Origin of the sequence: Shimia sagamensis (assembly GCF_900182745.1) — a bacterium.
GTDB classification, from domain to species: domain Bacteria; phylum Pseudomonadota; class Alphaproteobacteria; order Rhodobacterales; family Rhodobacteraceae; genus Shimia; species Shimia sagamensis.
In genome coordinates, this window is the sequence record NZ_FXTY01000009.1 from 97587 (window position 1) to 119821 (window position 22235).

Annotated in this window: 21 protein-coding genes; 9 read left to right on the forward strand and 12 right to left on the reverse strand. The window is 54.1% G+C overall.

Going from position 1 to position 22235, the window contains the following annotated elements; all coding sequences use genetic code 11:
- From QOL67_RS19195 to QOL67_RS19215, 5 genes are all read right to left on the reverse strand, one after another.
- The gene (locus tag QOL67_RS19195; protein WP_283427601.1) at window positions 1–747 is read right to left on the reverse strand and encodes a sugar phosphate isomerase/epimerase family protein; all 747 of its coding nucleotides are present in this window, start codon (window positions 745–747) and stop codon (window positions 1–3) included.
- 21 nt (window positions 748–768) lie between these two features.
- A complete protein-coding gene (locus tag QOL67_RS19200) occupies window positions 769–1851 on the reverse strand; it encodes an ABC transporter ATP-binding protein (RefSeq protein WP_283427602.1) in 1083 nt (360 codons plus the stop codon).
- 2 nt (window positions 1852–1853) lie between these two features.
- A complete protein-coding gene (locus tag QOL67_RS19205) occupies window positions 1854–2795 on the reverse strand; it encodes a carbohydrate ABC transporter permease (protein ID WP_283427603.1) in 942 nt (313 codons plus the stop codon).
- On the reverse strand, window positions 2788–3720 hold the full coding sequence (locus QOL67_RS19210; protein WP_283427604.1) for a carbohydrate ABC transporter permease: 933 nt from the start codon (window positions 3718–3720) through the stop codon (window positions 2788–2790). The genes QOL67_RS19205 and QOL67_RS19210 overlap by 8 nt, the downstream gene beginning before the upstream one ends.
- Window positions 3721–3827: 107 nt before the next feature.
- Window positions 3828–5057 (reverse strand): ABC transporter substrate-binding protein, encoded by a 1230-nt coding sequence (locus QOL67_RS19215; protein WP_283427605.1) that lies wholly within the window; start codon window positions 5055–5057, stop codon window positions 3828–3830.
- 203 nt (window positions 5058–5260) lie between these two features.
- Here QOL67_RS19215 and QOL67_RS19220 point away from each other — a divergent pair, with 203 nt between their 5' ends.
- Window positions 5261–6310: a LacI family DNA-binding transcriptional regulator gene (locus QOL67_RS19220; protein WP_283427606.1), complete on the forward strand. Its 1050-nt coding sequence runs from the start codon at window positions 5261–5263 to the stop codon at window positions 6308–6310.
- A 2-nt stretch (window positions 6311–6312) separates the two neighbouring features.
- Here QOL67_RS19220 and moaA read toward each other — a convergent pair whose 3' ends face one another.
- The 4 genes from moaA to glmU form a co-directional block, all read right to left on the reverse strand.
- A complete protein-coding gene (gene moaA / locus QOL67_RS19225) occupies window positions 6313–7317 on the reverse strand; it encodes a GTP 3',8-cyclase MoaA (RefSeq protein ID WP_283427607.1) in 1005 nt (334 codons plus the stop codon).
- 100 nt (window positions 7318–7417) lie between these two features.
- Window positions 7418–8107 (reverse strand): DNA alkylation repair protein, encoded by a 690-nt coding sequence (locus tag QOL67_RS19230; protein WP_283427685.1) that lies wholly within the window; start codon window positions 8105–8107, stop codon window positions 7418–7420.
- Complete coding sequence (glmS, locus tag QOL67_RS19235; RefSeq protein ID WP_283427608.1) at window positions 8107–9930, reverse strand: glutamine--fructose-6-phosphate transaminase (isomerizing); 1824 nt, start codon at window positions 9928–9930, stop codon at window positions 8107–8109. The genes QOL67_RS19230 and glmS overlap by 1 nt, the downstream gene beginning before the upstream one ends.
- A complete protein-coding gene (gene glmU / locus QOL67_RS19240) occupies window positions 9930–11285 on the reverse strand; it encodes a bifunctional UDP-N-acetylglucosamine diphosphorylase/glucosamine-1-phosphate N-acetyltransferase GlmU (protein WP_283427609.1) in 1356 nt (451 codons plus the stop codon). The genes glmS and glmU overlap by 1 nt, the downstream gene beginning before the upstream one ends.
- A gap of 134 nt (window positions 11286–11419) precedes the next feature.
- Here glmU and QOL67_RS19245 point away from each other — a divergent pair, with 134 nt between their 5' ends.
- Both QOL67_RS19245 and QOL67_RS19250 read left to right on the forward strand, forming a co-directional pair.
- A complete protein-coding gene (locus tag QOL67_RS19245) occupies window positions 11420–12094 on the forward strand; it encodes an HAD-IA family hydrolase (protein WP_283427610.1) in 675 nt (224 codons plus the stop codon).
- 59 nt (window positions 12095–12153) lie between these two features.
- Entirely contained in the window at window positions 12154–13347 is a 1194-nt protein-coding gene (locus QOL67_RS19250; RefSeq protein ID WP_283427611.1) for a DegT/DnrJ/EryC1/StrS family aminotransferase, read from the forward strand.
- Between the two features lie 5 nt (window positions 13348–13352).
- Here QOL67_RS19250 and arsC read toward each other — a convergent pair whose 3' ends face one another.
- Genes arsC through QOL67_RS19265 form a run of 3 tightly spaced genes read right to left on the reverse strand, consistent with a single transcriptional unit; the run spans window position 13353 to window position 15093 of the window.
- Window positions 13353–13691: an arsenate reductase (glutaredoxin) gene (gene arsC, locus QOL67_RS19255; RefSeq protein WP_283427612.1), complete on the reverse strand. Its 339-nt coding sequence runs from the start codon at window positions 13689–13691 to the stop codon at window positions 13353–13355.
- Window positions 13688–14755, reverse strand: coding sequence for a quinone-dependent dihydroorotate dehydrogenase (locus tag QOL67_RS19260; protein WP_283427613.1), 1068 nt, complete (start codon window positions 14753–14755; stop codon window positions 13688–13690). The genes arsC and QOL67_RS19260 overlap by 4 nt, the downstream gene beginning before the upstream one ends.
- Window positions 14752–15093: a DUF952 domain-containing protein gene (locus QOL67_RS19265; RefSeq protein ID WP_283427614.1), complete on the reverse strand. Its 342-nt coding sequence runs from the start codon at window positions 15091–15093 to the stop codon at window positions 14752–14754. Before QOL67_RS19265 ends, QOL67_RS19260 begins: the two co-directional genes overlap by 4 nt.
- Window positions 15094–15215: 122 nt before the next feature.
- On the opposite strand from QOL67_RS19265, the gene QOL67_RS19270 reads away from it, so the two are divergent.
- The 6 genes from QOL67_RS19270 (at window position 15216) to QOL67_RS19295 (ending at window position 22232) form a co-directional block, all read left to right on the forward strand.
- Window positions 15216–16775 carry a bifunctional metallophosphatase/5'-nucleotidase gene (locus QOL67_RS19270; RefSeq protein ID WP_283427615.1) on the forward strand — a complete coding sequence of 520 codons (1560 nt, stop codon included), beginning with the start codon at window positions 15216–15218 and terminating at the stop codon, window positions 16773–16775.
- A gap of 65 nt (window positions 16776–16840) precedes the next feature.
- On the forward strand, window positions 16841–17146 hold the full coding sequence (locus QOL67_RS19275) for a DnaJ family domain-containing protein (protein WP_283427616.1): 306 nt from the start codon (window positions 16841–16843) through the stop codon (window positions 17144–17146).
- On the forward strand, window positions 17146–17802 hold the full coding sequence (locus QOL67_RS19280; RefSeq protein WP_283427617.1) for an SOS response-associated peptidase: 657 nt from the start codon (window positions 17146–17148) through the stop codon (window positions 17800–17802). Before QOL67_RS19275 ends, QOL67_RS19280 begins: the two co-directional genes overlap by 1 nt.
- A gap of 136 nt (window positions 17803–17938) precedes the next feature.
- A complete protein-coding gene (locus QOL67_RS19285) occupies window positions 17939–18757 on the forward strand; it encodes a bifunctional allantoicase/(S)-ureidoglycine aminohydrolase (RefSeq protein WP_283427618.1) in 819 nt (272 codons plus the stop codon).
- A 167-nt stretch (window positions 18758–18924) separates the two neighbouring features.
- Complete coding sequence (locus QOL67_RS19290) at window positions 18925–19923, forward strand: type I glyceraldehyde-3-phosphate dehydrogenase (RefSeq protein WP_283427619.1); 999 nt, start codon at window positions 18925–18927, stop codon at window positions 19921–19923.
- A gap of 32 nt (window positions 19924–19955) precedes the next feature.
- Window positions 19956–22232: an NADP-dependent malic enzyme gene (locus QOL67_RS19295; protein WP_283427620.1), complete on the forward strand. Its 2277-nt coding sequence runs from the start codon at window positions 19956–19958 to the stop codon at window positions 22230–22232.
- Window positions 22233–22235: the final 3 nt, after the last annotated feature.

Here is a 22235-nt window from a genome sequence, read left to right on the forward strand (position 1 = left end):
TCAAATGTCCTTCAGGTTGGCCATGGATACGGAAGCAAAGCGCACCGCGTCGCTAGGATTGTCTTGTTCCGCAATCAGGAGGGCGTTTGGGGCCTGGGCGCGAATTTGCCGGATCAAGCCTGGCCAATCCATTACGCCTTCACCGATGTCGGACCAGCCGTCCTCGTCCAGCCCTTCGCCGGCCTTGGCGATGTCCTTTACATGTACGGCGATGAGACGGTCGGCGTATTTTTCCACGATGGGGGCCGGGTCTAGGCCGGCACGGGCAACCCAGCCCAAGTCCGCTTCCCAGCTGATATCAGGCGCGGTACGAAGGATGATGTCCATCGGGTAACTACCGTCCTCTAGCGCTTCAAATTCGAAGTCGTGGTTGTGCCAGGAGAAGGTCCTACCGGTTTCGCGGACCTTAGCACCGATCTCCGACAGTTCCCTAGCTAAGGCTTGCCAGCCGGCCTTGTCGGTAGGGCGGGCCTCAGCCTCGAGGTAAGGCACGATCACGTGTTTGATGCCAAATGTGTCCGCGAGCATCATGACGTTGTCGAAGTTGTCGCGCAGATCGTTGATGCCAAAGTGACCACTGGGCATCGTTAGGCCGCTTGCGGACATCGCTGAGAAAAACGACTGCGGATCGTCATAGACGCCTCCATAGCCTTCGACGCTGGTGTAGCCCAGTTCCGCAAGTTGGGAGAGGAAGATTTCTTGGCTCGCGACGTTGCGCGAAGAGTACAGTTGGAATGAGAAGCTCATGTAAGTCTCCAGAAATGAGCGTCAAAGACGCTTTTCAGTTGTTTTGTCAAAGAGGGATCCCTGGGCGGGGTCAAAGCCGATTTTGAGCGTGTCACCTGCGGCGACGGAGGCCTTTCCGCTCATTCGGAACCGGAATGGGGTTCCAGCCAGCGTGGTGTATATCAGCGTGTCCGATCCCATCGGTTCCACAAGCTCAACGGTAATATCAGCAGTGAATGGCTGCTGCGCCACATCGGTACCGGTAATCACAGCTTCAGGACGGATGCCAAGCCATGCTGGGCGTGCTGTTAGGGCACCTTGTGTGGCTTCATATCCCGTGAGTGGGAAGTGCAAGTCTGCGGAAAGAAATTCACGTCCGCCGTCGGTGATCGAACCCTCGAAGAAATTGATGGTAGGGGAGCCAATGAAGCCAGCGACATACTTGTTGGATGGGCGGTCATACACTTCTGACGGGCTTGCAATCTGTTGCACCACGCCGCCACGCATGATCGCAATACGGTCAGCCAAGGTCATGGCTTCCACTTGATCGTGTGTCACATAGATCATGGTGTTGTCGAGTTTTTGGTGGAGGAGTTTGAGTTCCACCCGAAGGTCTGCCCTTAGTTTGGCGTCCAGATTAGACAGAGGTTCATCAAACAGGAAAACATCCACGTCACGTACAAGCGCGCGGCCAATGGCAACCCGCTGCCGCTGGCCTCCGGAAAGAGCTGCGGGTTTGCGCTTCAAGAGTGGCTCGATTTGTAGGATTTCAGCGGCGCGCGCAACCCGCTTTGCTATCTCCGGTTTTGGGACGCGCGCATTCTTGAGGCCAAAGGAGAGATTTCCCTCTACTGACATTTGCGGGTAGAGCGCGTAGGATTGAAACACCATTCCGATGCCGCGCTCTGACGGTTCTTCCCAGGTGACATTTCGACCACCGATGTGGATTTCGCCATCGGAAATGTCGAGCAAGCCGGCAATGCAATTGAGCAAAGTAGATTTGCCGCAGCCCGACGCCCCTAGGAGAACTAGAAATTCACCTTCCTGAATGTCGATGTTCAGTTTGTCCAGAACTCTGACGGCGCCAAAATCGAGGGTCAGGTCTTTTACGGTTACATTGGTCATGGTCAGCCCTTTACTGCGCCAGCGGCAATGCCGCGCACGAAGAGTTTGCCGGAGGCAAAATAAATGATGAGGGGAACAAGGCCGGTGAGCATCGTCGCGGCCATGTTGACGTTGTATTCTTTCACACCTTGCACCGAATTCACGATGTTGTTGAGTTGCACCGTCATTGGGTACGTATCAGGCTTGGTAAAAATCACGCCAAAGAGGAAGTCGTTCCAGATGCCGGTGACCTGCAGGATGATGGCCACGACAAAGATCGGCAGCGCCATTGGCAGCATGATCTGAAAATAGATCTGCCAGAAGCCTGCTCCGTCCACGCGAGCAGCCTTGAACAGCTCCTCGGGAACTGAGGCAAAGTAGTTGCGGAACAAGAGGGTCAGGATGGGCATGCCGAAGATGGTGTGTACAATCACAAGCCCCCAAATGCTGCCCATAAGACGGATTTTGGTGCCTGTAACCGCTGAAAGAACCTCCCCAGCTTCTCGCAAAAGGATCACAATTGGATAGATCATCACTTGATAGGGAATGAAGGCGCCAAAAATCAGTATGGTGAAAAAAACCTCTGAGCCTTTGAACTTCCAAAGGGACAGTGCGTAGCCATTGATTGATGCGATAGCGATGGAGATCACCACTGACGGGACCAATATCTGTACTGAGTTCCAGAAGCCGCGAGACAGTCCGTCGCAATTTATGCCTGTACATGCTTGAGCCCATGCTTTGACCCAAGGTTCGAATGTGACCTCAACCGGAGGTGCAAATACATTACCAAGGCGAATTTCTGGCATGCCTTTTAGTGAGGTCACGAGCATCACATAAAGCGGCAGAAGATAGTAAACAGAGGCAACAAAAAGCGTGCCATAAAGCATGATATTGGTGGGCGTGAGGCGTTTGCGAGGCTTGGCGCCGCGTGGAGTTACGCCCAAGTTGGAAGGTGCATCAGTCACGGCGTTTGCCTCCAAATTCGAGATAGGCCCATGGGATCAAAACGACGAGGACCGAGAGTAGCATCATGGTGGACGCAGCGAAGCCTTGACCGAGGTTTTGGGATTGGAACATTTTCTCGATGACGTATTTGGCGGGAACTTCGGAGGAGATGCCTGGACCCCCGGACGTCTGGGCCACAACCAAGTCATAGACTTTGATGATGCCGGCTGCGATCAGCACAAGAGCCGTCACAAATATCGGGCGCATCATCGGAATGATGATAAAAATGTATGTTTTCCAAGCCGGGATGCCTTCGACGCGAGAAGCTTTCCAGATGTCTTCATCAATTCCACGCAAACCAGCAAGAAGGATTACCATTATGAAGCCGGAGCCTTGCCATATGCCCGCGATGAGAATGCCGTATATGACAATGTTGGCATTATTGAGCGGATCAAATGTGAAACTTTCCCAGCCCCATCGCTGGACAACACCTTGAATGCCGAATTGTGGATTCAGAATCCACTGCCAGACTAGGCCGGTGACAATGAAGCTGAGCGCGAACGGATATAGAAAAATCGTGCGAAAAATGCCCTCGCCACGGATTTTCCTGTCCAGAAGTGCGGCCAGAGTGAAGCCAATTACCAAACTCAAGACAAGCGAGCAGATGCCGTAAATCGCTAGGTTCTCTATCGACACCAGCCAGCGACGTGTGCTCCACAAGCGCTCGTATTGGTCCAAGCCGACCCACTTTTCTGGTGCTGGCAGCAATTTGGATTTGGTGAACGAGTGGTAGATCGTCCAAACAGTACATCCAATGAACACCACAAGAGCGGTGAAAATCATTGGTATGGTGGCGATTTTCGCCGTCATGTTTTTGAAGAGGCGGTTTGGTCGCTTGGAAATGGTCCGTCGGGACACTTCCTGCGCACCATCGGTCACAGCCATGGCTTAAGTCTCCAGCCTGACGTGAGAAAGCAACACATCAGGTTCGATTGGGGAAATTGGGGTGGTGTACAAGTTGGGAGCCCGGCGTGTCGGGCTCCTCAACAGGGTCAGTCGGCTTCCGCGATGATTTCAGCGTATTTCGCTTGAGCATCTGCCGCTGAGTATGATGAGTCATTCCAGAACTCGACCATCAGATCTTCGATCTGGCCTGAAGTGTCTGCTGACAGAACCTGATCACCCGATTGCAGGATGTTGCCTGCCGCCAGGATTTCCAGACCCTTTTTCATACAATCGTTGGCTGAAGAGAGGTCGATGTCTCCCCGCACAGGCAATGATCCCTTCTTCAAGTTGAAGTTCACCTGGACTTCAGGACTTAGCAGGAGTTTTGCCAGTTCCTTCTGAGCGGCTTCGATCTCTGGATCGTCTTGCTTAGGGAAGTAAAATGCGTCACCACCGGTGGAGATAATTTCGTTTACACCCAGCCCGGGCAGGCACGTGTAATCCTGTCCTGCAACCTGTCCGGCGACTTGAAATTCACCTTGTGCCCAATCGCCCATGACTTGACCGCCGGCTTGGCCGGTGATCACGAGATTGGTCGCTTGGTTCCAGTCCTGAACTTTCGAGTTGGCGGCCATTGCACGCGCGGCAGCGGCGGCCTCAAAAACCTTCGCCATCTCGGGGCCGGCTGCAGCTTCAGCATCTTTCTCGACATTGATTTTGTTCCAGAGATCTGGGCCACCAACGGCAACGTTAATAACACCAAATGCGCCTGAGGACTGCCAAGCCTGCTGTCCCATTGCGAGAGGGATTTTCCCGGCGTCTTCCAGGGCTTTTGCGGAAGCAACAAATTCATCCCAGTTGGAAGGAACAGCTACACCTGCATCAGAGTAGGCCTGATGGCTGAGCCAAATCCACTGCCAAGAGTGAATGTTAACCGGGGCGCAATAGATCTTGCCATCAACTGTACAGCTGTCGAGCAGGGATGTCGGGTTCACCAGGTCAGTCCAACCTTCAGCCTCCGCCACGTCTGTCAGGTCCAACATCAGCCCTGCTTCAATCAACTCCTCGGCCTGGCGCCCGTGGTTGAGCTGGGTGGCGTGCATGGGGTCGCCGCCGATTATGCGGCTGACAATGATCGGGCGTGCGGTGCCGCCTGAGCCCGCAATGGCGCCATCAACCCAGGTATTACCTGTGGCATCAAAGGCTTTGGCAAATTCTGAGACAGCGGCTGCTTCTCCACCTGAAGTCCACCAGTGGGTGACCTCCAACTCGGCCGCGGAAACAGCGCCGGCTGAGCAGAATGCAACAGCTGCTGTGGTTGCTTTGTAATAGTTCATATTTTCCTCCCAATATCGACCAACAAGGCCGTATCGACCAACAAGGCCGTGTAATCGATTACATATCCTCCCAGAACATCACCGTGGCAACCGCGCCCCATGAAGGGGGCAATTGCGGCGCATTGACAGCAACGTGTAATCGATTACATATCGGTAGCTCCGTCGGTCGATGTGAGTCAAGAAATAATTTGAGGCGCAAAATAATGACACTGCAGCGAAAGCCCAAAGTTATCGACGTCGCGCGCCTCTCCGGGGTTTCAACCGCAACGGTCAGTAGGGTATTGAACGACCCTGCAGTGGTGTCGGAAGCAACGAGGGAAGCGGTTTTAGCGGCGGTTAAGCAGACAGGATATCGCGTAAATCGAGCGGCCCGAAGCCTTAGAACCAATACGTCCCGTACAATCCTCGCTTTGGTCCCCAATTTGTCCAACCCTTTCTTTTCCAACATCCTTTCCGGCCTGGAAAGGGAATTGAGCGCCGCAGACTACAGCTTGTTGATCACTGACAGTGGTGACGCAAAGCTGACGGCGGATCATATTCAGCGCTACGTTGCAGCAGGCCAGGCGGACGGGTTGATCATTTTGGACGGTGGAGTTGACTTGCAGCAGCTTGAGGTTGTGCAGTCAGCCGCTCCAACTGTGCCAATTGTGTTTGCCTGTGAGTGGGTCGAAGGTTTCAAAGGGGCGTCGGTTCGAGCGGACAATGCAGGGGGGATTCGGATGTTAGTGGATCATCTTTGGCAGCTAGGACATAGAAAATTTGGACACGTCTCCGGCCCGGACACAAATGTACTGTCGCACTATCGCCAACGCGCGTTTGAACAACATGTTGTTGATCTGGGTGGTGAGCTACGGCCTGAATGGATACTGCCAGGTGACTTTTCCATCGCGGCTGGTAAACACGCGGCCGCACAAGTGATCAACATGCCGGAGAAACCGACAGCTTGGATTTGCGCAAGTGATCAAATCGCGTTTGGCTTAATCGCGGGCCTAACAGAGGCAGGGGTGCGGGTTCCGGCAGATGTGTCTGTGACAGGCTTTGACAATATCGAGATGACGGAAGTGTTTAACCCGCCGTTGACCACGATTCACCAGCATCGCAATAAAATGGGGAATGAAGCCGCGCGCAGATTATTAGCGCAACTTCATGACTATGAGACTGAGGTCAATACGCCAACTGTAATGCCGGTTTATTTGGTGGAACGCCAAAGCACGGGGCCTGTCTCGAAAAAGGTCGAGATGTGCTCCCCGTAAAACTAGCCACCTGTGTGGCTCATATGCCTAGACATTTGGCCATCCACTTTTTGTCGTGAATAGTCAAAATCATGCCCTTTTGGCTTGAGCGCAATGGCCGCTCGAATGGCTGCTTCCAGCACAGAGTCCCCTTCGCTGCTTCGCAAGGCACCGCGCAGATCGGCCATGTCTTCTTGACCCAAGCACATAAAAAGCTGACCAGTACAGGTGAGGCGCACGCGGTTGCAGCTTTCACAGAAATTATGCGTCATTGGAGTGATGAAGCCAATTTTTTGGCCGGTCTCTTCAAGGCGTACGTATCGGGCAGGACCGCCTGTCCGTTCCGCAAGATCTGTTAAAGTGTAGCGTTCCGCCAACCTGCCGCGCAATTCGTCCAGGGACCAATATTGGCCGATGCGATCTTCGTTGCCCAAATCGCCCATAGGCATCACTTCGATCCAGGTCATATCCATATCGCGATCCGCACACCATTCGGCGAGTGTGAAGAGTTCGTCTTCGTTGAAACCTTTGAGCGCTACCGCATTGATTTTGATCCGCAGACCGGCAGCTTGTGCCGCATCAACACCACGCATGACTTGTTCGAGACGTCCCCAGCGTGTGATGTCGGCGAATTTCTTTTCGTCGATGGTGTCTAGAGAAATATTTACCCGCCGAACGCCGCAAGCATAAAGCTCTTCTGCAAAGCGTTCCAGCTGGGATCCATTTGTCGTCAGCGTGAGTTCTTTAAGCGCACCACTGTCCAAATGCCGTTTCATTGCACGGAAAAAGGTCATGATATCGCGACGGACCAAAGGTTCCCCGCCAGTGATCCGCAGTTTTTCCACACCCAAACGAATAAACGTTGAGCACATTCGATCCAGCTCTTCCAGAGTCAGGAGTTCCTTCTTGGGGAGGAACGTCATGTTCTCGGCCATGCAATACACACAGCGGAAATCACATCTGTCGGTGACGGATACGCGCAAATAAGACACGGCGCGATGGAACGGATCAATCAATGGTGCAGTCATAAGACATTGGTAGTCTGACAATCAGAAATGAGCAAGGGCGGCTAAAGTTGTAGTCACCTATCGACGGAAGCCGTGGATTAACTCCCTGTGCCCGGCAAGCCTACTTTTCGCTCAAAGGAAGAAATCTTGACGCCTCTTTGACAGCAAAAGGTTTCATGTTGTCAGTATGTTGCTCCAAAAAAACTTGCACACGCGTCGCATCGTGTTTGGATAGGTCACGCAGCCACCAAGCTACCGCTTTCTGTATGAACCAAGTGTGGTCAGTTACATAAGACGCGGCCCATCCCAATACCCGGTCCCTGGCTTCCAATTCTGCCGGTTTCGGAAAGTTCTGTTTTGTCCAAGGCAAAGTGATTACCAGCGCGGCACGTCGGGTCCACATGTGCTCCGAAGAGGTCCAAGATTCCACCGCATCCAAGCGAGAGGGATCAGCGACCAGGCGTTTTTGTCCAGCCATGCAGGCATGATCGGCAATTGCCCAGCTATCAAAGTCTGGAGTCCAACTTGCTATCAAGTCCCAAGCATCATTGTCTGGCCGAAGCCGGGCCTGAGTGAGGACTTTTGCGGCGACGATGCGCGCCTCAAAGATGTCGGTTTTCCAGAGTTCTGAGGCTAGTGAGACACGTTGCTCCACAGTCAGCGACTGACGCCAGGTTTTGCTTAGATCGTTCAGAGCAGGATTGGGAATACCTAAAACACGCCGTGTTTGTTTGTGATACGCTGCCATACCTTCGGCGCGACCTGGTTCGATCTGCGCTTCCAGCGCGCTTAGGGCATCCTGAAGTTCCATCATTCTACCGTCACCGACTTTGCGAGGTTGCGTGGTTGGTCCACGTCCGTACCTTTTGCAACAGCGGTATGGTAAGCCAACAGCTGTGCTGGAATGGCATATAGAATGGGGGACAGAATGTCAGACACTTGTGGCATCTGAATGGTGTCCCACGTACCTTCTGCTCCGTCTTTCAAACCTTTTGCATCCGTGATCAAAAGTACCTTGCCTGCGCGTGCCATGACCTCCTGCATGTTGGAGATTGACTTGTCATAAAGCTCGTCGTGGGGTGCCAGAACAACAACAGGCACATGTTGGTCAATGAGAGCGATGGGGCCATGCTTAAGCTCGCCGGATGCGTAAGCTTCGGCGTGTATGTAGCTGATTTCTTTGAGCTTTAGAGCACCTTCTAAGGCGAGGGGGAACATGCGGCCACGGCCCAGAAATAGAATGTCACGTGTTTCGGCCAGTTTTGCGGCCACTTGGGAAATTTTGGATTCAGATCCGATGGCCTGATTGATTAGGCCAGGCAATGCACGCAGGTCGCAAAGATGTTGGTTCAACTCTTCTGCCCCGAGCTGTCCACGGTCCTGCGCTGCTTTCAGTGCGAGGATGAGGAGAACGCTGAGTTGGCAAGTAAAGGCTTTGGTTGAGGCTACACCAATCTCTGCTCCTGCAAGAATGGGCAGAGCTAGATCACTTTCCCTTGCAATTGAGCTCTCGGGGACATTGATGACCGAAACAATCCTGTCAGCTTTGCCTGAGCAATAACGTAGCGCCGCAAGTGTGTCCGCGGTTTCTCCGGATTGCGACACAAAGAGCGCAACAGTGCCTTCGGTGATCGGCGGCTCGCGGTAGCGGAATTCGGATGCCACATCTACCTCGACGGGAATGCCGGCGATTTGTTCAAACCAGTATTTGGCAGTCAAACAAGCATAAGACGCAGTGCCACATGCCACCATGACCAGTCGCTTCACTTTAGAAAAGTCCAGGTCCCCACCTGGAAGGCAGATTTGAGTGCCATCGTTCGGCAAATAGTGCCGGATTGCCTCCCCCAGCACCGTTGGTTGTTCGGCGATCTCCTTGGCCATGAAGTGTTTATGACCACCTTTGTCGACCTGTGTTTGGTCGATGTTGATGGTTTTACACTCCCGTTGGACAACTTCGCCTAACTCGTTCCTTATTGTCACGCTAGCACGCGTCACAACGGCGCTGTCACCTTCTTCTAGGTAGGTGACCCGGTCGGTAAGGGGGGAAAGCGCGATGGCATCAGAGCCAACAAACATTTCTCCTTCGCCATGCCCGATGGCCAGAGGAGAGCCCTTGCGGGCGGCCACAATGAGATCCTCTTCACCTTCAAACAGGAAGGCCAAGGCAAAAGCGCCTTCAAGCTGCGCAATTGTTTTCAGCGCAGCGTCAATTGGTTGCAGGCCGGATTGCATGTGTGATTGAGCTACAAGAGCGATGGTTTCGGTGTCTGTTTCCGTTACAAACGAAATACCTTTTTCAGCCAGCTCTGCACGGAGCTCCCGGAAGTTTTCGACGATCCCGTTGTGCACAACTGCGACTGGCCCTGCTTGGTGAGGGTGTGCATTGGTGATGCTCGGCGCACCGTGTGTCGCCCAACGGGTGTGGCCAATCCCGGATTTGCCGCGCAATGGCTCATGAACCAGAAGATCAGACAAGTTGACCAGCTTGCCCACTGCCCGACGGCGATCCAAAGTGCTGTCATTGACAGTGGCAATTCCTGCGCTGTCATAGCCGCGGTATTCCAACCTTTTGAGCGCCTCAACAAGGATTGGTGCCACTTCGTGGTTGCCAAGTACCCCAACAATTCCACACATTATTTGCTCTCCAATGCGCGTTTTCGTTTTCTCTTTTTTAAGATTTCAAACAATTTTTGGGCGACGCCTGGTTTTGTCTGTTGCTCTGCCCGGGCAATTGCCAACGCGGTATCTGGCACGTCTTTGGTGATCACGGAACCTGAGCCTGTCATGGCCTCGTTGCCCACTGAGACAGGAGCAATGAGCATTGTGTTAGACCCAATAAAGGCTTTGTCACCAATTGTGGTTCGATGTTTCATGACACCGTCGTAGTTGCAGGTAATTGTGCCCGCGCCGATGTTGGTGCCAGTTCCCAATGTTGCGTCGCCAATATAGGAAAGGTGATTCACTTTGGTACCCTCGCCAATCTCTGCGTTTTTGATTTCTACAAAGTTACCAACATGCACGTTTTCTGAAAGCTCAGCGCCAGGGCGGAGGCGCGCATACGGTCCAACTATGGCACCGCGCGAAACATGGCACCCTTCGAGATGGGAAAAGGTTCGTATGCGGGCGCCGGATTCGACTGTCACGCCAGGTCCAAAATAGACATTTGGCTCAATTATTGTGTCGCGACCAATGACGGTGTCAAAAGATAGCATCACGGTATCGGGTTGCTGAAGCGTTACACCCAACTCCATCAGTTCTTGCCGCGCATGGGTCTGAAAAACCGCCTCTGCCTCAGCCAAATGGACCCGTGAATTGATCCCCAGAGTTTCGCTTTCCTCACAGGCCACAGCAGTGACACCCAAACCGCGTTTATGGGCCAGTCCAACAACATCGGTCAGGTAGAATTCTCCCTGCGCATTGTTCGGTGTTATGTCGTCAATCAGAGAGAAAAGTGTTTCTCGATCAGCAAGCATTACGCCAGAGTTACAGAAGGTTACAGCGCGTTCTTCTTCGGACGCATCGGCAAACTCGACGATCCGTACTAGCTGATCTTCTGACATTAGCAGGCGACCGTACTTTCCAGGATCCGCCGCTTCAAAACCCAGAACAACCACGGCGTTTTGTGCCTTGGCAGCCACCATGGCTTCCAGTGTTTCGGCCCGGACAAATGGTGTGTCGCCAAAAAGAACAATTACGTCACCGTCAAAGTCTTTGAGCGCGTCACGGCAAACCTCAACCGCATGGGCCGTGCCGTTTTGCTCTTTTTGTTCGACGACAAAAACACCCTCGTCAAAACCTGTGGCAGCGGATCGCACCGCGTCAAACCCGTGCCCGGCCACAACCACGACGCGCTCCGGAGCCAACGCAGCGCCAGCCTGCATGGCGTGAACCAACATGGGCGCGTTGGCAATGGGGTGCAGAACCTTCGGCAGGTCTGAATTCATCCGTGTGCCTTTGCCTGCGGCCAGGATGACAAGTGCAATGCTCATCTGATTTCTCTTTTATTTCGATTGTCCCCGTTTTATCCGAGTGCTGGAAGGGTGCAAGGCCAACGGCCATCAATTCAGGTTGCGCCCTGTAACAGCGATGCGCGGGAAGTCGCGCAGGCGGCAGGGAGCAGTACATGAGAACCGTGGTTTTTGATCTGGATGGTACACTTGCGGACACTAGCGGTGATCTGATTGCTGCTGCCAATGTGTGTTTTCGCGATATGGGATATGGAGATGTACTTTCGGTGGAAAAAGACGCGGGAGTTGCGTTGCGCGGAGGACGGCGCATGTTGACCGAAGGGCTTTCTCGTTTGGAAGTGCTGGATGAGGCCACCGTGACAAAATATTATCCCATTTTGTTAGAGGCTTATGGTGGTGCGATTGCTACACATACGGTGATATACGATGGGGCCATGGAAGCGGTTGAGACGCTCAAGTCACGAGGCTATGGCGTTGGCATCTGTACCAACAAACCGGAAGCCCTTGCGGGGCAGCTTTTAAACGCGCTTGGCGTTCGGGAGGCTTTTGGCGCTTTGGTTGGGGCCGACACTTTACCTGTACGCAAGCCCGATCCTTTGCCGTTGCAGGAAACAGCACGGCGGTTGAACGGCGATCCAGCGCAGACGTTGCTTGTTGGTGACAGCGACACAGACCGAAACACTGCGCGGGCGGCTGGAGTGCCAAGCGTTTTAGTAACCTTTGGGCCAAGTGGCGAGGATATGGCTGCACTGGAACCTGAAGCGTTACTGCATGACTATGCGGCTCTGCCGCAAGTTGTTACGGCGTTGATTGGCCAAAATACGAATTGATTTCAGATGTGCATCGCCAACCACATCTCTGATGTGACCACCCAACTGCGAGTGTCAAAATGAGCGAAGATTTTACAGGCAATTTCACCCAGCAACTGCCGATCTCCGAGGAGGCCATCCAGGCTGCTGTCTCAGTGATGCGGGGCGGGCGATTGCACCGATACAACCTAACAGAGGGGGAGATTGGAGAGGTTTCCCTTCTGGAACAGGAATTTGCAGCCTACGTCGGGAGCAATTTTTGTTTGGCTGTGGCCTCGGGAGGCTATGCGCTTGCCTGTGCTCTGCGCGCGATGGACGTGAAGCCGGGCGATCGAGTTTTGACCAATGCCTTCACTTTGGCGCCGGTGCCGGGCGCAATTGCAAGTATTGGTGCGGTGCCGGTCTTTGTTGGTGTGACGGAGGGGCTGGTGATTGATCTGGCGGACTTGGAAGTCAAAGCGGATCAAGCGGATGTTCTCATGTTGTCTCATATGCGCGGGCATATCTGCGATATGGAAGCGCTTATGGCGATTTGTGACGCACATGGTGTCACAGTGATTGAAGATTGCGCGCATACGATGGGAGGAGGATGGAAAGGGGTTCCCTCTGGACGTCATGGGGCAATGGCCTGTTATTCCACCCAGACCTATAAACACATCAACTCTGGTGAAGGCGGTTTCCTGATCAGCGATGATGAGACCCTCATGGCACGAGCTGTGATGCTATCAGGCAGTTACATGCTCTATGAGCGACACGGCGCTGCCCCGTCTCCTGAAATTTTCGAAGGAGTAAAGTACCACACCCCCAACGTGTCCGGTCGGATGGATCATTTGCGTGCAGCCATTTTGCGGCCGCAGTTGCGTGAACTGGATGCCCAAGTGGTGGCCTGGAATGAGCGGCATGATATCTTGCTGTCTGGATTGCAGGGAACCCCGGGCCTTACGGTTGTTGAGCGCCCTGAAGACGAGGCTTACGTTGGTAGCTCTATTCAGATGGTTTTGTTGGATTGGCCTGAAGAGCAGATCAATGAGGTGCTGACTCGCTGCGGCAAGCGGGGGGTTGAGCTCAAATGGTTTGGTGGCGCTGAACCTGTCGCCTTTACTTCGCGCTACGACAGTTGGCGCTACGCGCCTTCTGAGGCAATGCCGAAGACGGATCGCATCTTGAAGGGTATTGTGGATATGCGCATCCCGCTCACCTTCTCAGAGGCGGATTGCGCGTTGATCGCACGCATTATTCGGGATGAAGTAAGCGCGGTTTTTCAGGCTGGCTGACGCCCTTAGAGGATGTCGAGAACCGCTTCTGGCGGACGGCCAAATGCGGCTTTGCCGTTGGCGATCACGATTGGGCGTTCAATCAGCTTGGGGTGTGCGGCCATAGCGGCCAGCAATTTGGCATCGTCATCTGATTTGGAGAGGCCAAGCTCTTTGAACAAGCCCTCTTTAGGGCGCATCATTTCGATAGTCGTCACGCCTAGGAGTTCTTTGATTGACGCCAATTCGTCTAGGCTTGGAGTGTCCTCGAGGTAACGACGCACAGTAACGCCGCCCTTTTCCTCAACAAGTGTCAGTGTTTGACGGGACTTAGAACAGCGTGGGTTGTGCCAAATAGTGATCATAGCCAGTCCTCTCGTTTGCTGCCCACAGCCTCAGAGACATTGTCAAACCCGTCCTTTTGCAGAAGTTTGTCCAGGTCGCGAATGATGGTTTCGGCCAACGAGAAGCCGCCATACACCAAAGCGGTATAGAGTTGCACAGCGCCGGCGCCGGCGCAGATTTTTGCATAGGCTTGTTCGGCTGACCCAATACCACCAACTCCGATCAGTGGGATGTTGCCGTCCGTCAGTTTGGACAGCTGCGCCAATACGCGTGTCGACTTCTCAAACAGCGGTGCGCCGGACAGCCCGCCAGTTTGATCTTTGTGAGCACTCAAAAGGCCCTCGCGAGACAGGGTTGTGTTGCTTGCGATGATTGCGTCCAAGCCGCTTTCGGCGGCCACTTCGGCAATCTCCGCAAGCTCAGTTTCGGTCAAATCGGGGGCGATCTTTAGGAACACCGGAATCTTGCGGTCAAGATCTTCACGGGCTTCCATTACGCCGGCCAAAAGTGCAGAAAGCGCTGCTTTACCCTGCAGGTCACGCAATTTCTCGGTGTTCGGGGAGCTTACGTTCACTGTGGCAAAATCCAGATGTTCGCCGCAGTGTGCCAGAACACGCGCAAAATCTTCTGCGCGGTTCTCGCTGTCTTTGTTGGCCCCGAGATTGAGGCCGATCACGGCATCTTTGGGCCGTTGGGCTAGTCGGGTGTTGATAGTGGCCATGCCGTCGTTGTTAAACCCAAAGCGATTGATCGCGGCTTTGTCTTCAGTCAGACGGAACAAACGGGGCCTTGGATTGCCAGGTTGCGGACGTGGGGTGGCGGCGCCAACTTCAACAAAACCAAAGCCGGATTTGGACAGCGCGGCCAACGCGGTCGCGTTCTTGTCAAAACCTGCTGCAAGGCCAACTGGATTTGGCAGGTCAAGTCCGGCCAGCGTTGTCTTGAGGCGCGATGAGGTTATCGCACCCGGTGCATTCCCCAGGCCCATTTCCAATGCTTTAAGCGCCAGGCCGTGTGATTTTTCGGGATCCATGTTGCGTAGCACATTCATTCCGACGGTTTCGAGGCCTCGCTTCAGGCTCATGACAATACTCCAGCAGGAAATTCATGTTGTCCGTCAATCAACGGCAAAGGTTGTGCCCACGTCACGTCCAACAGGCGGAACTCGCGGTACAAATGTGGGAACTCTGCGCCACCGCGTGACACTTCCCATTTCAAATCATCCCCCATTGGCTCACTTTCGCAGGCCAAAAGGAATAAGTCCTCTTCGTCCGCGAAATGCTTGGCCGCAGTTTCAGCGGCCTGCTTTGCAGTGGAGAAATGAATGTAGCCATCGGCCACATCAACAGGCGCGCCTGCGGATTGCCCGTTGGCTCGCAGGGCCGCCCATTCATCGGAGCGGAATATCTTGAAGATCAGCATAGCCTGCTCATGCAACGGACAAGGCGTTAGGTCAAGCGCGTCCTTATATGTAATATCTTTGACATTTGAGCCGTTTAAACGGCACGATATTGACTGAATGATAAAAAGAGAGGGGATTCTCCATGATTGCTCGTTTGATGACAGGGGCGGCAGCACTGGCCGTAACAGCCGGAATGGCCGCAGCGGATTACACGCTGACAGTTTTGCACACCAATGATTTTCATGCTCGGTTTGAGCCTATTTCCAAATACGATTCAGGTTGCGGCGAAGAGTCCAACGCTGAAGGTAAATGCTTTGGCGGTTCCGCGCGTTTGGTGACTGCGCTGGCTGACGCCCGTGCACGTTCTAACAACTCGATTCTAGTGGACGGCGGTGACCAATTCCAGGGCACGCTGTTTTATACCTACTACAAAGGTAAACTTGCGGCCGAAATGATGAACAAGCTTGGTTATGACGGCATGACCGTTGGCAACCACGAGTTTGACGATGGCCCAGAAGTTTTGCGTGGCTTCATGGACGCGGTGAATTTCCCAGTTCTGATGTCAAATGCTGACTTTTCCGGTGAAGCGCTTTTGGCGGATAAGCTGCTGAAATCCACGGTGATCGAACGTGGCGGCGAAAAAATTGGCCTCATTGGCCTTACACCTCAGGACACAGATGAGCTTGCAAGCCCAGGTCCAAACATCACGTTCACCGACCCATCAGAAGCTGTTCAAGGTGAAGTTGATAAGCTTACCGAGATGGGGGTGAACAAAATTATTGTGCTGAGCCACTCTGGCTATGGTGTGGATCAGAAGGTTGCGGCCAATACCACTGGCGTTGACGTGATCGTCGGTGGCCATTCCAACACGCTGTTGTCCAACACGTCCGACCGTGCTGAAGGCCCATACCCAACCATGGTTGGCACCACCGCCATTGTGTCTGCATACGCCTACGGCAAATTCCTTGGCGAGTTGAATGTGACCTTCAACGATGCAGGCGAAATTGTGGAAGCCGCCGGTGAGCCGATCATTATGGATGCTGCTGTAGCTGAAGATGAAGCCACCAAAGCGCGTATTGCAGAAGCTGCGGCACCGCTGGAAGAAATCCGCAAACGGGTTGTCGCGGAGACAGCAGAAGCGATTGACGGTGAGCGGGGGTCTTGCCGTGCCGGAGAATGCACCATGGGCAACCTGATTGCCGATGCAATGCTGGATCGTGTGAAAGATCAGGGTGTGCAGATTGCCATCCAAAACGGCGGTGGCATCCGTGCCTCCATTGATGCGGGTGAAGTGACCATGGGTGAAGTTCTGACCGTTCTTCCGTTCCAGAACACGCTGTCCACTTTCCAAGTTACCGGCGAAACCATTGTTGCTGCACTGGAAAATGGCGTGAGCCAGCATGAAGAAGGTGCCGGCCGGTTCCCACAGGTTGCGGGCATGTCTTATGCCTTTGATGCGAGCCAAGAGGCTGGCAGCCGAGTAAGCGACGTGATGGTTGGTGGCGAGCCAATCGACGCCGGTAAGCTCTATAACGTGGTGTCCAACAACTATGTGCGCAATGGCGGCGACGGCTACAAAATGTTCCGCGATGCGCAGAACGCTTATGATTATGGTCCGGACCTGGCGGATGTAACTGCTGAGTATCTGGCGGCCCAAGGGCCGTTCAAACCATTCTTGGATGGCCGTATCACTATGAAGTAAATCGTCTGACTTGACGATCTTTGCCCTCGCTAGGAAACTGGCGGGGGTTTTCTTTTGGGGCAGTCATGGACCATCCGCTTTCTTATCCGATCAATCAGAAAATCTGCTGGGCGGAAGCGGGAGGTGAATTTGATAACCTTGAGGGCGCGGGCAAGCCATTGCGAACAGACGCGGCCCTCGGAAACGTGTTGCTCAATCGGTTGGTCGATGTAGCCGGCGGTGAACCCAAGATTGTTCCGCTGTCGCGGGAGCCCGGCAAGTTGCGGGGAAATCTGCGCGAAGTGGAGGGCCAATGCCAACGTCAGGACATCTTTTGGGATATGCCGATGTCGGAAGCCAAGATTGATCTGGCACGAAAGGTGCATGGCTGATGTGTGGTAGGTTCGCCATAACGCTTCCCACTGATGCTATGGCGCAGCTGTTTTCGGCCACACCCGCCAACAATCTTCCAGATGTTCCAAATTTCAATGTTTGTCCTACCAATCAGGTTCACGTCGTGTTGGGCGAAAAAGATGTGGCAAGGCGATTGGTGTCTATGCGGTGGGGGTTCGTTCCCCATTGGTACAAAACACCATCGGATGGACCGTTGTTGATCAATGCCCGCGCGGAGACATTGGCAGAAAAGCCAGCATTTCGAGTACCTTGTCGAGAGCGGCGGTGCTTGATTCCGGTGACCGGGTTTTATGAATGGACCAAGGACGACGAAGGGGTTCGGTGGCCGTGGTACATTTCAGCAGAAGCGCCTTTGGCTTTGGCCGGGGTTTGGCAGGAGTGGTCGCAGGGAGATGAGGTCAAATCCACTTGCGCGATTGTGACCACCAACGCGAATGAGACAGTTTCCCAGATCCACCATCGCATGCCAGTGGTGATTGACGAAGAAGATTGGGGGTTGTGGCTTGGGGAGCAAGGGCATGGAGCCGCGACATTGATGAAATCTGCGGGCGCGGATCTTCTGTCCTTTCATCAGGTCGACCGTGCAGTGAACTCAAACCGTGCCTCCGGCCGCGAGCTAGTTGATCCACTCTAGTATTCGATTTTGCGCGAAGGTCGCGGGCTGATTTTCAAGAAATCTGCGACAATCCTTCAGCTTCTGAGGGGCGGCAAGTGCCTTGGCGTTAGGCGGCTGGCCTGAGATGATGTGGTGAACTTAATGGAGGGTCCCAATGTCCCGGTCTTCGTATTATGCACCGCAAGGTGGCTTGCCGCCACAAACACAACTTCTGACTGACAGAGCCATGTTTACTGAGAGCTTTGCCGTCATTCCGAAAGGCACGCTTACAGACATTGTGACGTCCAATTTGCCATTTTGGTCCGATACGCGCGTTTGGGTGATAGCGCGGCCTATGAGCGGGTTTTCAGAGACGTTTTCCCACTATATCGCCGAAGTGGCACCCGGAGGTGGGAGTGACACACCAGAATTAAACCCCGAAGCACAGGGTGTGCTGTTTGTTGTTGAGGGCAGTGTTTCCGTCTCTATCGCCGGCAAGAGCCACCAGCTAGGTGACGGTGGATATGCGTACCTGCCAGCCGGTTGTGAATGGACGCTCAAGAATACCAGCGATGCACCAGCGAAGTTTCACTGGATTCGTAAGAAATATGAAGCGGTTGAGGGCATTGACGCGCCAGAAGCCTTTGTCACCTCAGATGCGGAAACACCGCTTAATTACATGCCGGACACCGACGGGAAATGGGGCACCACGCGCTTTGTGGAGCCGGATGATTTGCGCCACGACATGCACGTGAACATCGTCACGTTTGAGCCGGGTGGAGTGATTCCGTTTTTGGAGACACACGTGATGGAGCACGGGCTCTATGTGCTGGAAGGCAAGGCGGTCTATAAACTCAACCAAGATTGGGTTGAGGTTGAAGCCGGTGATTACATGTGGCTGCGCGCCTTCTGCCCACAGGCCTGTTATGCCGGTGGTCCTGCCAAATTTCGCTACCTGCTCTACAAAGATGTGAACCGGCATATGACTCTCTGAGACTGACAATTTGGCTGTTTTGCATACAGCTCATAGGGTTGTGGCAAAATGCCTTGGCTTGATAGCGGTAACAAGCGGTTGGGGGCGGGTTTTCCGCCCCTTTTGGGGTGGCAATTGTAGACCAAACCCTATCAATTGACCTTTCAGAGCAAACTGGGACGCGTGTCATGACTGAACGCAAGATCAAAATATTCATCAATGGGTTTGGTCGAATTGGCCGGACGGTTTTGCGCATCCTTGCCAAAGGCCAGCATTCTGAGTTTGAGATCGTTGGCATCAACGATATCGAGTCGCTGGAAACCTGCGCCTATCTATTTGAGTTTGATAGTGTTTTTGGTGCTTATCCAGGGGTTGTTGTGAACGACAGCCAAACCCTCAGCGTGGACGGATTGACCATTCCGTTTTTTGCTGAACGCGATCTGAGTGCGCTGGATTTGCGCGATGTCGACGTGGTGTTGGAATGTACCGGCATGGCGGGCGCTCGGGCAATTGCGGAACGTGGATTGGCGGCTGGTGCCTCAAAAGTACTGATTTCTGGGCCTTCTGACGAAGCAGATGACACGATTGTGCTGGGCGCCAATCAGGAAATTTTAAAAGATCAGAAGATTCTATCCAATGCCTCGTGCACGACCAATGCGTTGGCACCGTTGATGCGGGTATTGGATGAAGAGTTTGGGCTGATCAGTGGGCATATGACCACCGTACATTGCTACACAGGTAGCCAACCAACGGTGGACAAACCGCGAGCGGACCTAGCGCGCAGCCGAGCGGCGGCGTTGTCGATGGTGCCAACAACCACTTCGGCGCAACGGTTGATAGGGACGGTCTTGCCACACCTCAATGGTCGGGTGGAGGCGCGTGCTATTCGCGTTCCAACGGCGAGTGTGTCAGCGATTGATATGACAATTCAGACCGAAAAAGATGTTACAGTTGAGGCGGTTAACGCGTGCCTGAAAGCAGCAGCGGAAAGAGACGGTATCTTGGGTTGGAGCACCAAGCCGCTTGTCTCAACGGACCTGCGGGCGCGGCCGGAATCGTTGATAGTGAGTGAGCGAGAAACCAGCGTGTCAGTGGGCGGGCTTCTGCGCGTCTTTGGCTGGTATGACAATGAATGGGGCTTTTCCAACCGGATGTTGGATATGGCCAGAGCAATGGGGCGGCGCTGAGCTGCGCGAGGGGATTTGGGAGAATACAAGAGATGACAAACACCAAAGATCAGGACCGCGCGCGTCAGGCCGCACTCAACTACCACGAGTTTCCCAAACCGGGTAAACTGGAAATACGCGCCACCAAGCCAATGGCAACCGGGCGTGATCTCAGTCGTGCCTACAGTCCAGGTGTAGCAGATGCCTGTCTTGAGATTGAGAAAAACCCCGCAGATGCAACGCGCTATACAGCCAAAGGCAACTTGGTTGCGGTGATTTCCAATGGTACGGCCGTACTTGGCCTCGGCAATATTGGAGCGCAAGCATCCAAGCCGGTGATGGAAGGCAAAGCGGTTCTTTTCAAAAAATTTGCCGGGATCGACTGTTTTGACATCGAAGTGAACGAGTCCGACCCGGAAAAGCTCGCAGATTTGGTATGCCGTCTGGAACCCACTTTCGGGGCCATCAATTTAGAAGACATTAAAGCGCCGGACTGCTTCCTTGTGGAGCGGATCTGCAAAGAGCGTATGAACATTCCGGTGTTCCACGACGATCAGCATGGCACCGCGATTGTGGCGGCTGCCGCGGCGTTTAATGCCTTGATTGTGGCGAAGAAAAACGTCGAAGACATCAAGGTTGTGGCGCTGGGCGCGGGGGCGGCGGGGATTGCGTGCCTCAAGATGCTGATGACCATGGGTGTGCAGCACGAAAACATCCTGATGCTGGATTCCAAGGGCGTGGTGCACAAGCAGCGCAATGACCTGACGGCAGAGAAAGCGGAGTTCGCGCAAGACACTGATAAACGGACCACAATGGAGGCCATGGAAGGTGCGGACTTGTTCCTTGGTGTGTCTGGTCCTGGCCTTTTGACCAAGGAGATGGTTGAGCAGATGGCGGATGATCCAATCATCTTTGCGCTGGCCAACCCGACGCCTGAGATCATGCCAGAGCTGGCACGAGAGGCAGCACCTGGCGCGTTGATCGCCACAGGACGCTCTGACTACCCGAACCAGGTCAACAACGTGCTGTGCTTCCCGTTTATCTTCCGTGGAGCGCTGGATGCGGGTGCGACCGAGATTAACGACGCGATGAAATTGGCCTGTGTAGAGGCAATTGCCGGCTTGGCGCGGGAAACCACGTCTGCGGAAGTTGGGGTAGCATACAAAGGTGAGACACTGGCATTTGGGCCTAACTACCTGATCCCAAAGCCGTTTGACCCTCGTCTTCTGCCGACTATTGCGGTTGCTGTGGCCAAGGCTGCAATTGAGTCCGGTGTGGCAACAAAAGATCTCGATCTGCATGCGTATGAGAACAAGCTGCAGGCGCAGGTGTTCCGCTCTTCGATGATCATGCGTCCGGTGTATGAGGCTGCGAGCATGAGCCGCCGTCGGGTTGTGTTTGCCGAGGGTGAAGACGAGCGGGTGCTGCGGACGGCGCAGGCGATGCTGGAGGATACGGTTGACACACCGGTACTGATTGGTCGACCCGAAGTTGTCGCGCATCGCCTTGAAAAGGCAGGACTAAAGATCAAGCCGGGGGTGGATTTTGAGCTGATCAACCCCGAGCAAGATGAGCGGTACCGTGATTACTGGACCCACTATCATGCCAAGCTGCGTCGTCAGGGTGTGAGCCCTGATAGTGCGCGGGCTATCATGCGGACCAATAACACGGCGATTGCGGCGATTGCGGTGGATCGTGGGGACGCGGACAGCATGATTTGCGGCACCTTTGGGGAATACCGCTGGCATCTGCGCTACGTGACAGAGATGTTGAAAAACAAGCACTTGCATCCGGTTGGGTCGCTGTCGCTGATCATTCTTGATAAGGGGCCGCTGTTCCTCGCGGACACGCATATTCACATCGAGCCAACCTCTGAGCAGGTGGCCGAAACGGTGATTGCAGCGGCGCGGCATGTGCGGCGGTTTGGGGTCGACCCAAAGATTGCGCTGTGCTCTGGAAGCCAGTTTGGTAACCTTGACAGTCACTCTGGTCGGGTGATGCGCGGGGCGTTGGATCTGCTGGATCAGAACGAGTATGACTTTGAATATGAAGGGGAAATGCACACTGATGCGGCCCTTGATCCCGAGTTGCGCGAGCGGTTGTTCCCCGGTGGGCGTTTGAGTGGAAAGGCCAATGTGCTGGTCTACTCCAACACGGATGCGGCGGGCGCGACCCGTAACATCTTGAAATCCGTGTCAGATGGTCTGGAAGTGGGGCCGATTTTGATGGGCATGGGCAACCGTGCGCACATCGTGACGCCATCCATCACAGTGCGTGGGTTGCTGAACATTGCTGCCTTGGCGGGCACCGAGGTGTCGACCTACGGTTAAGCC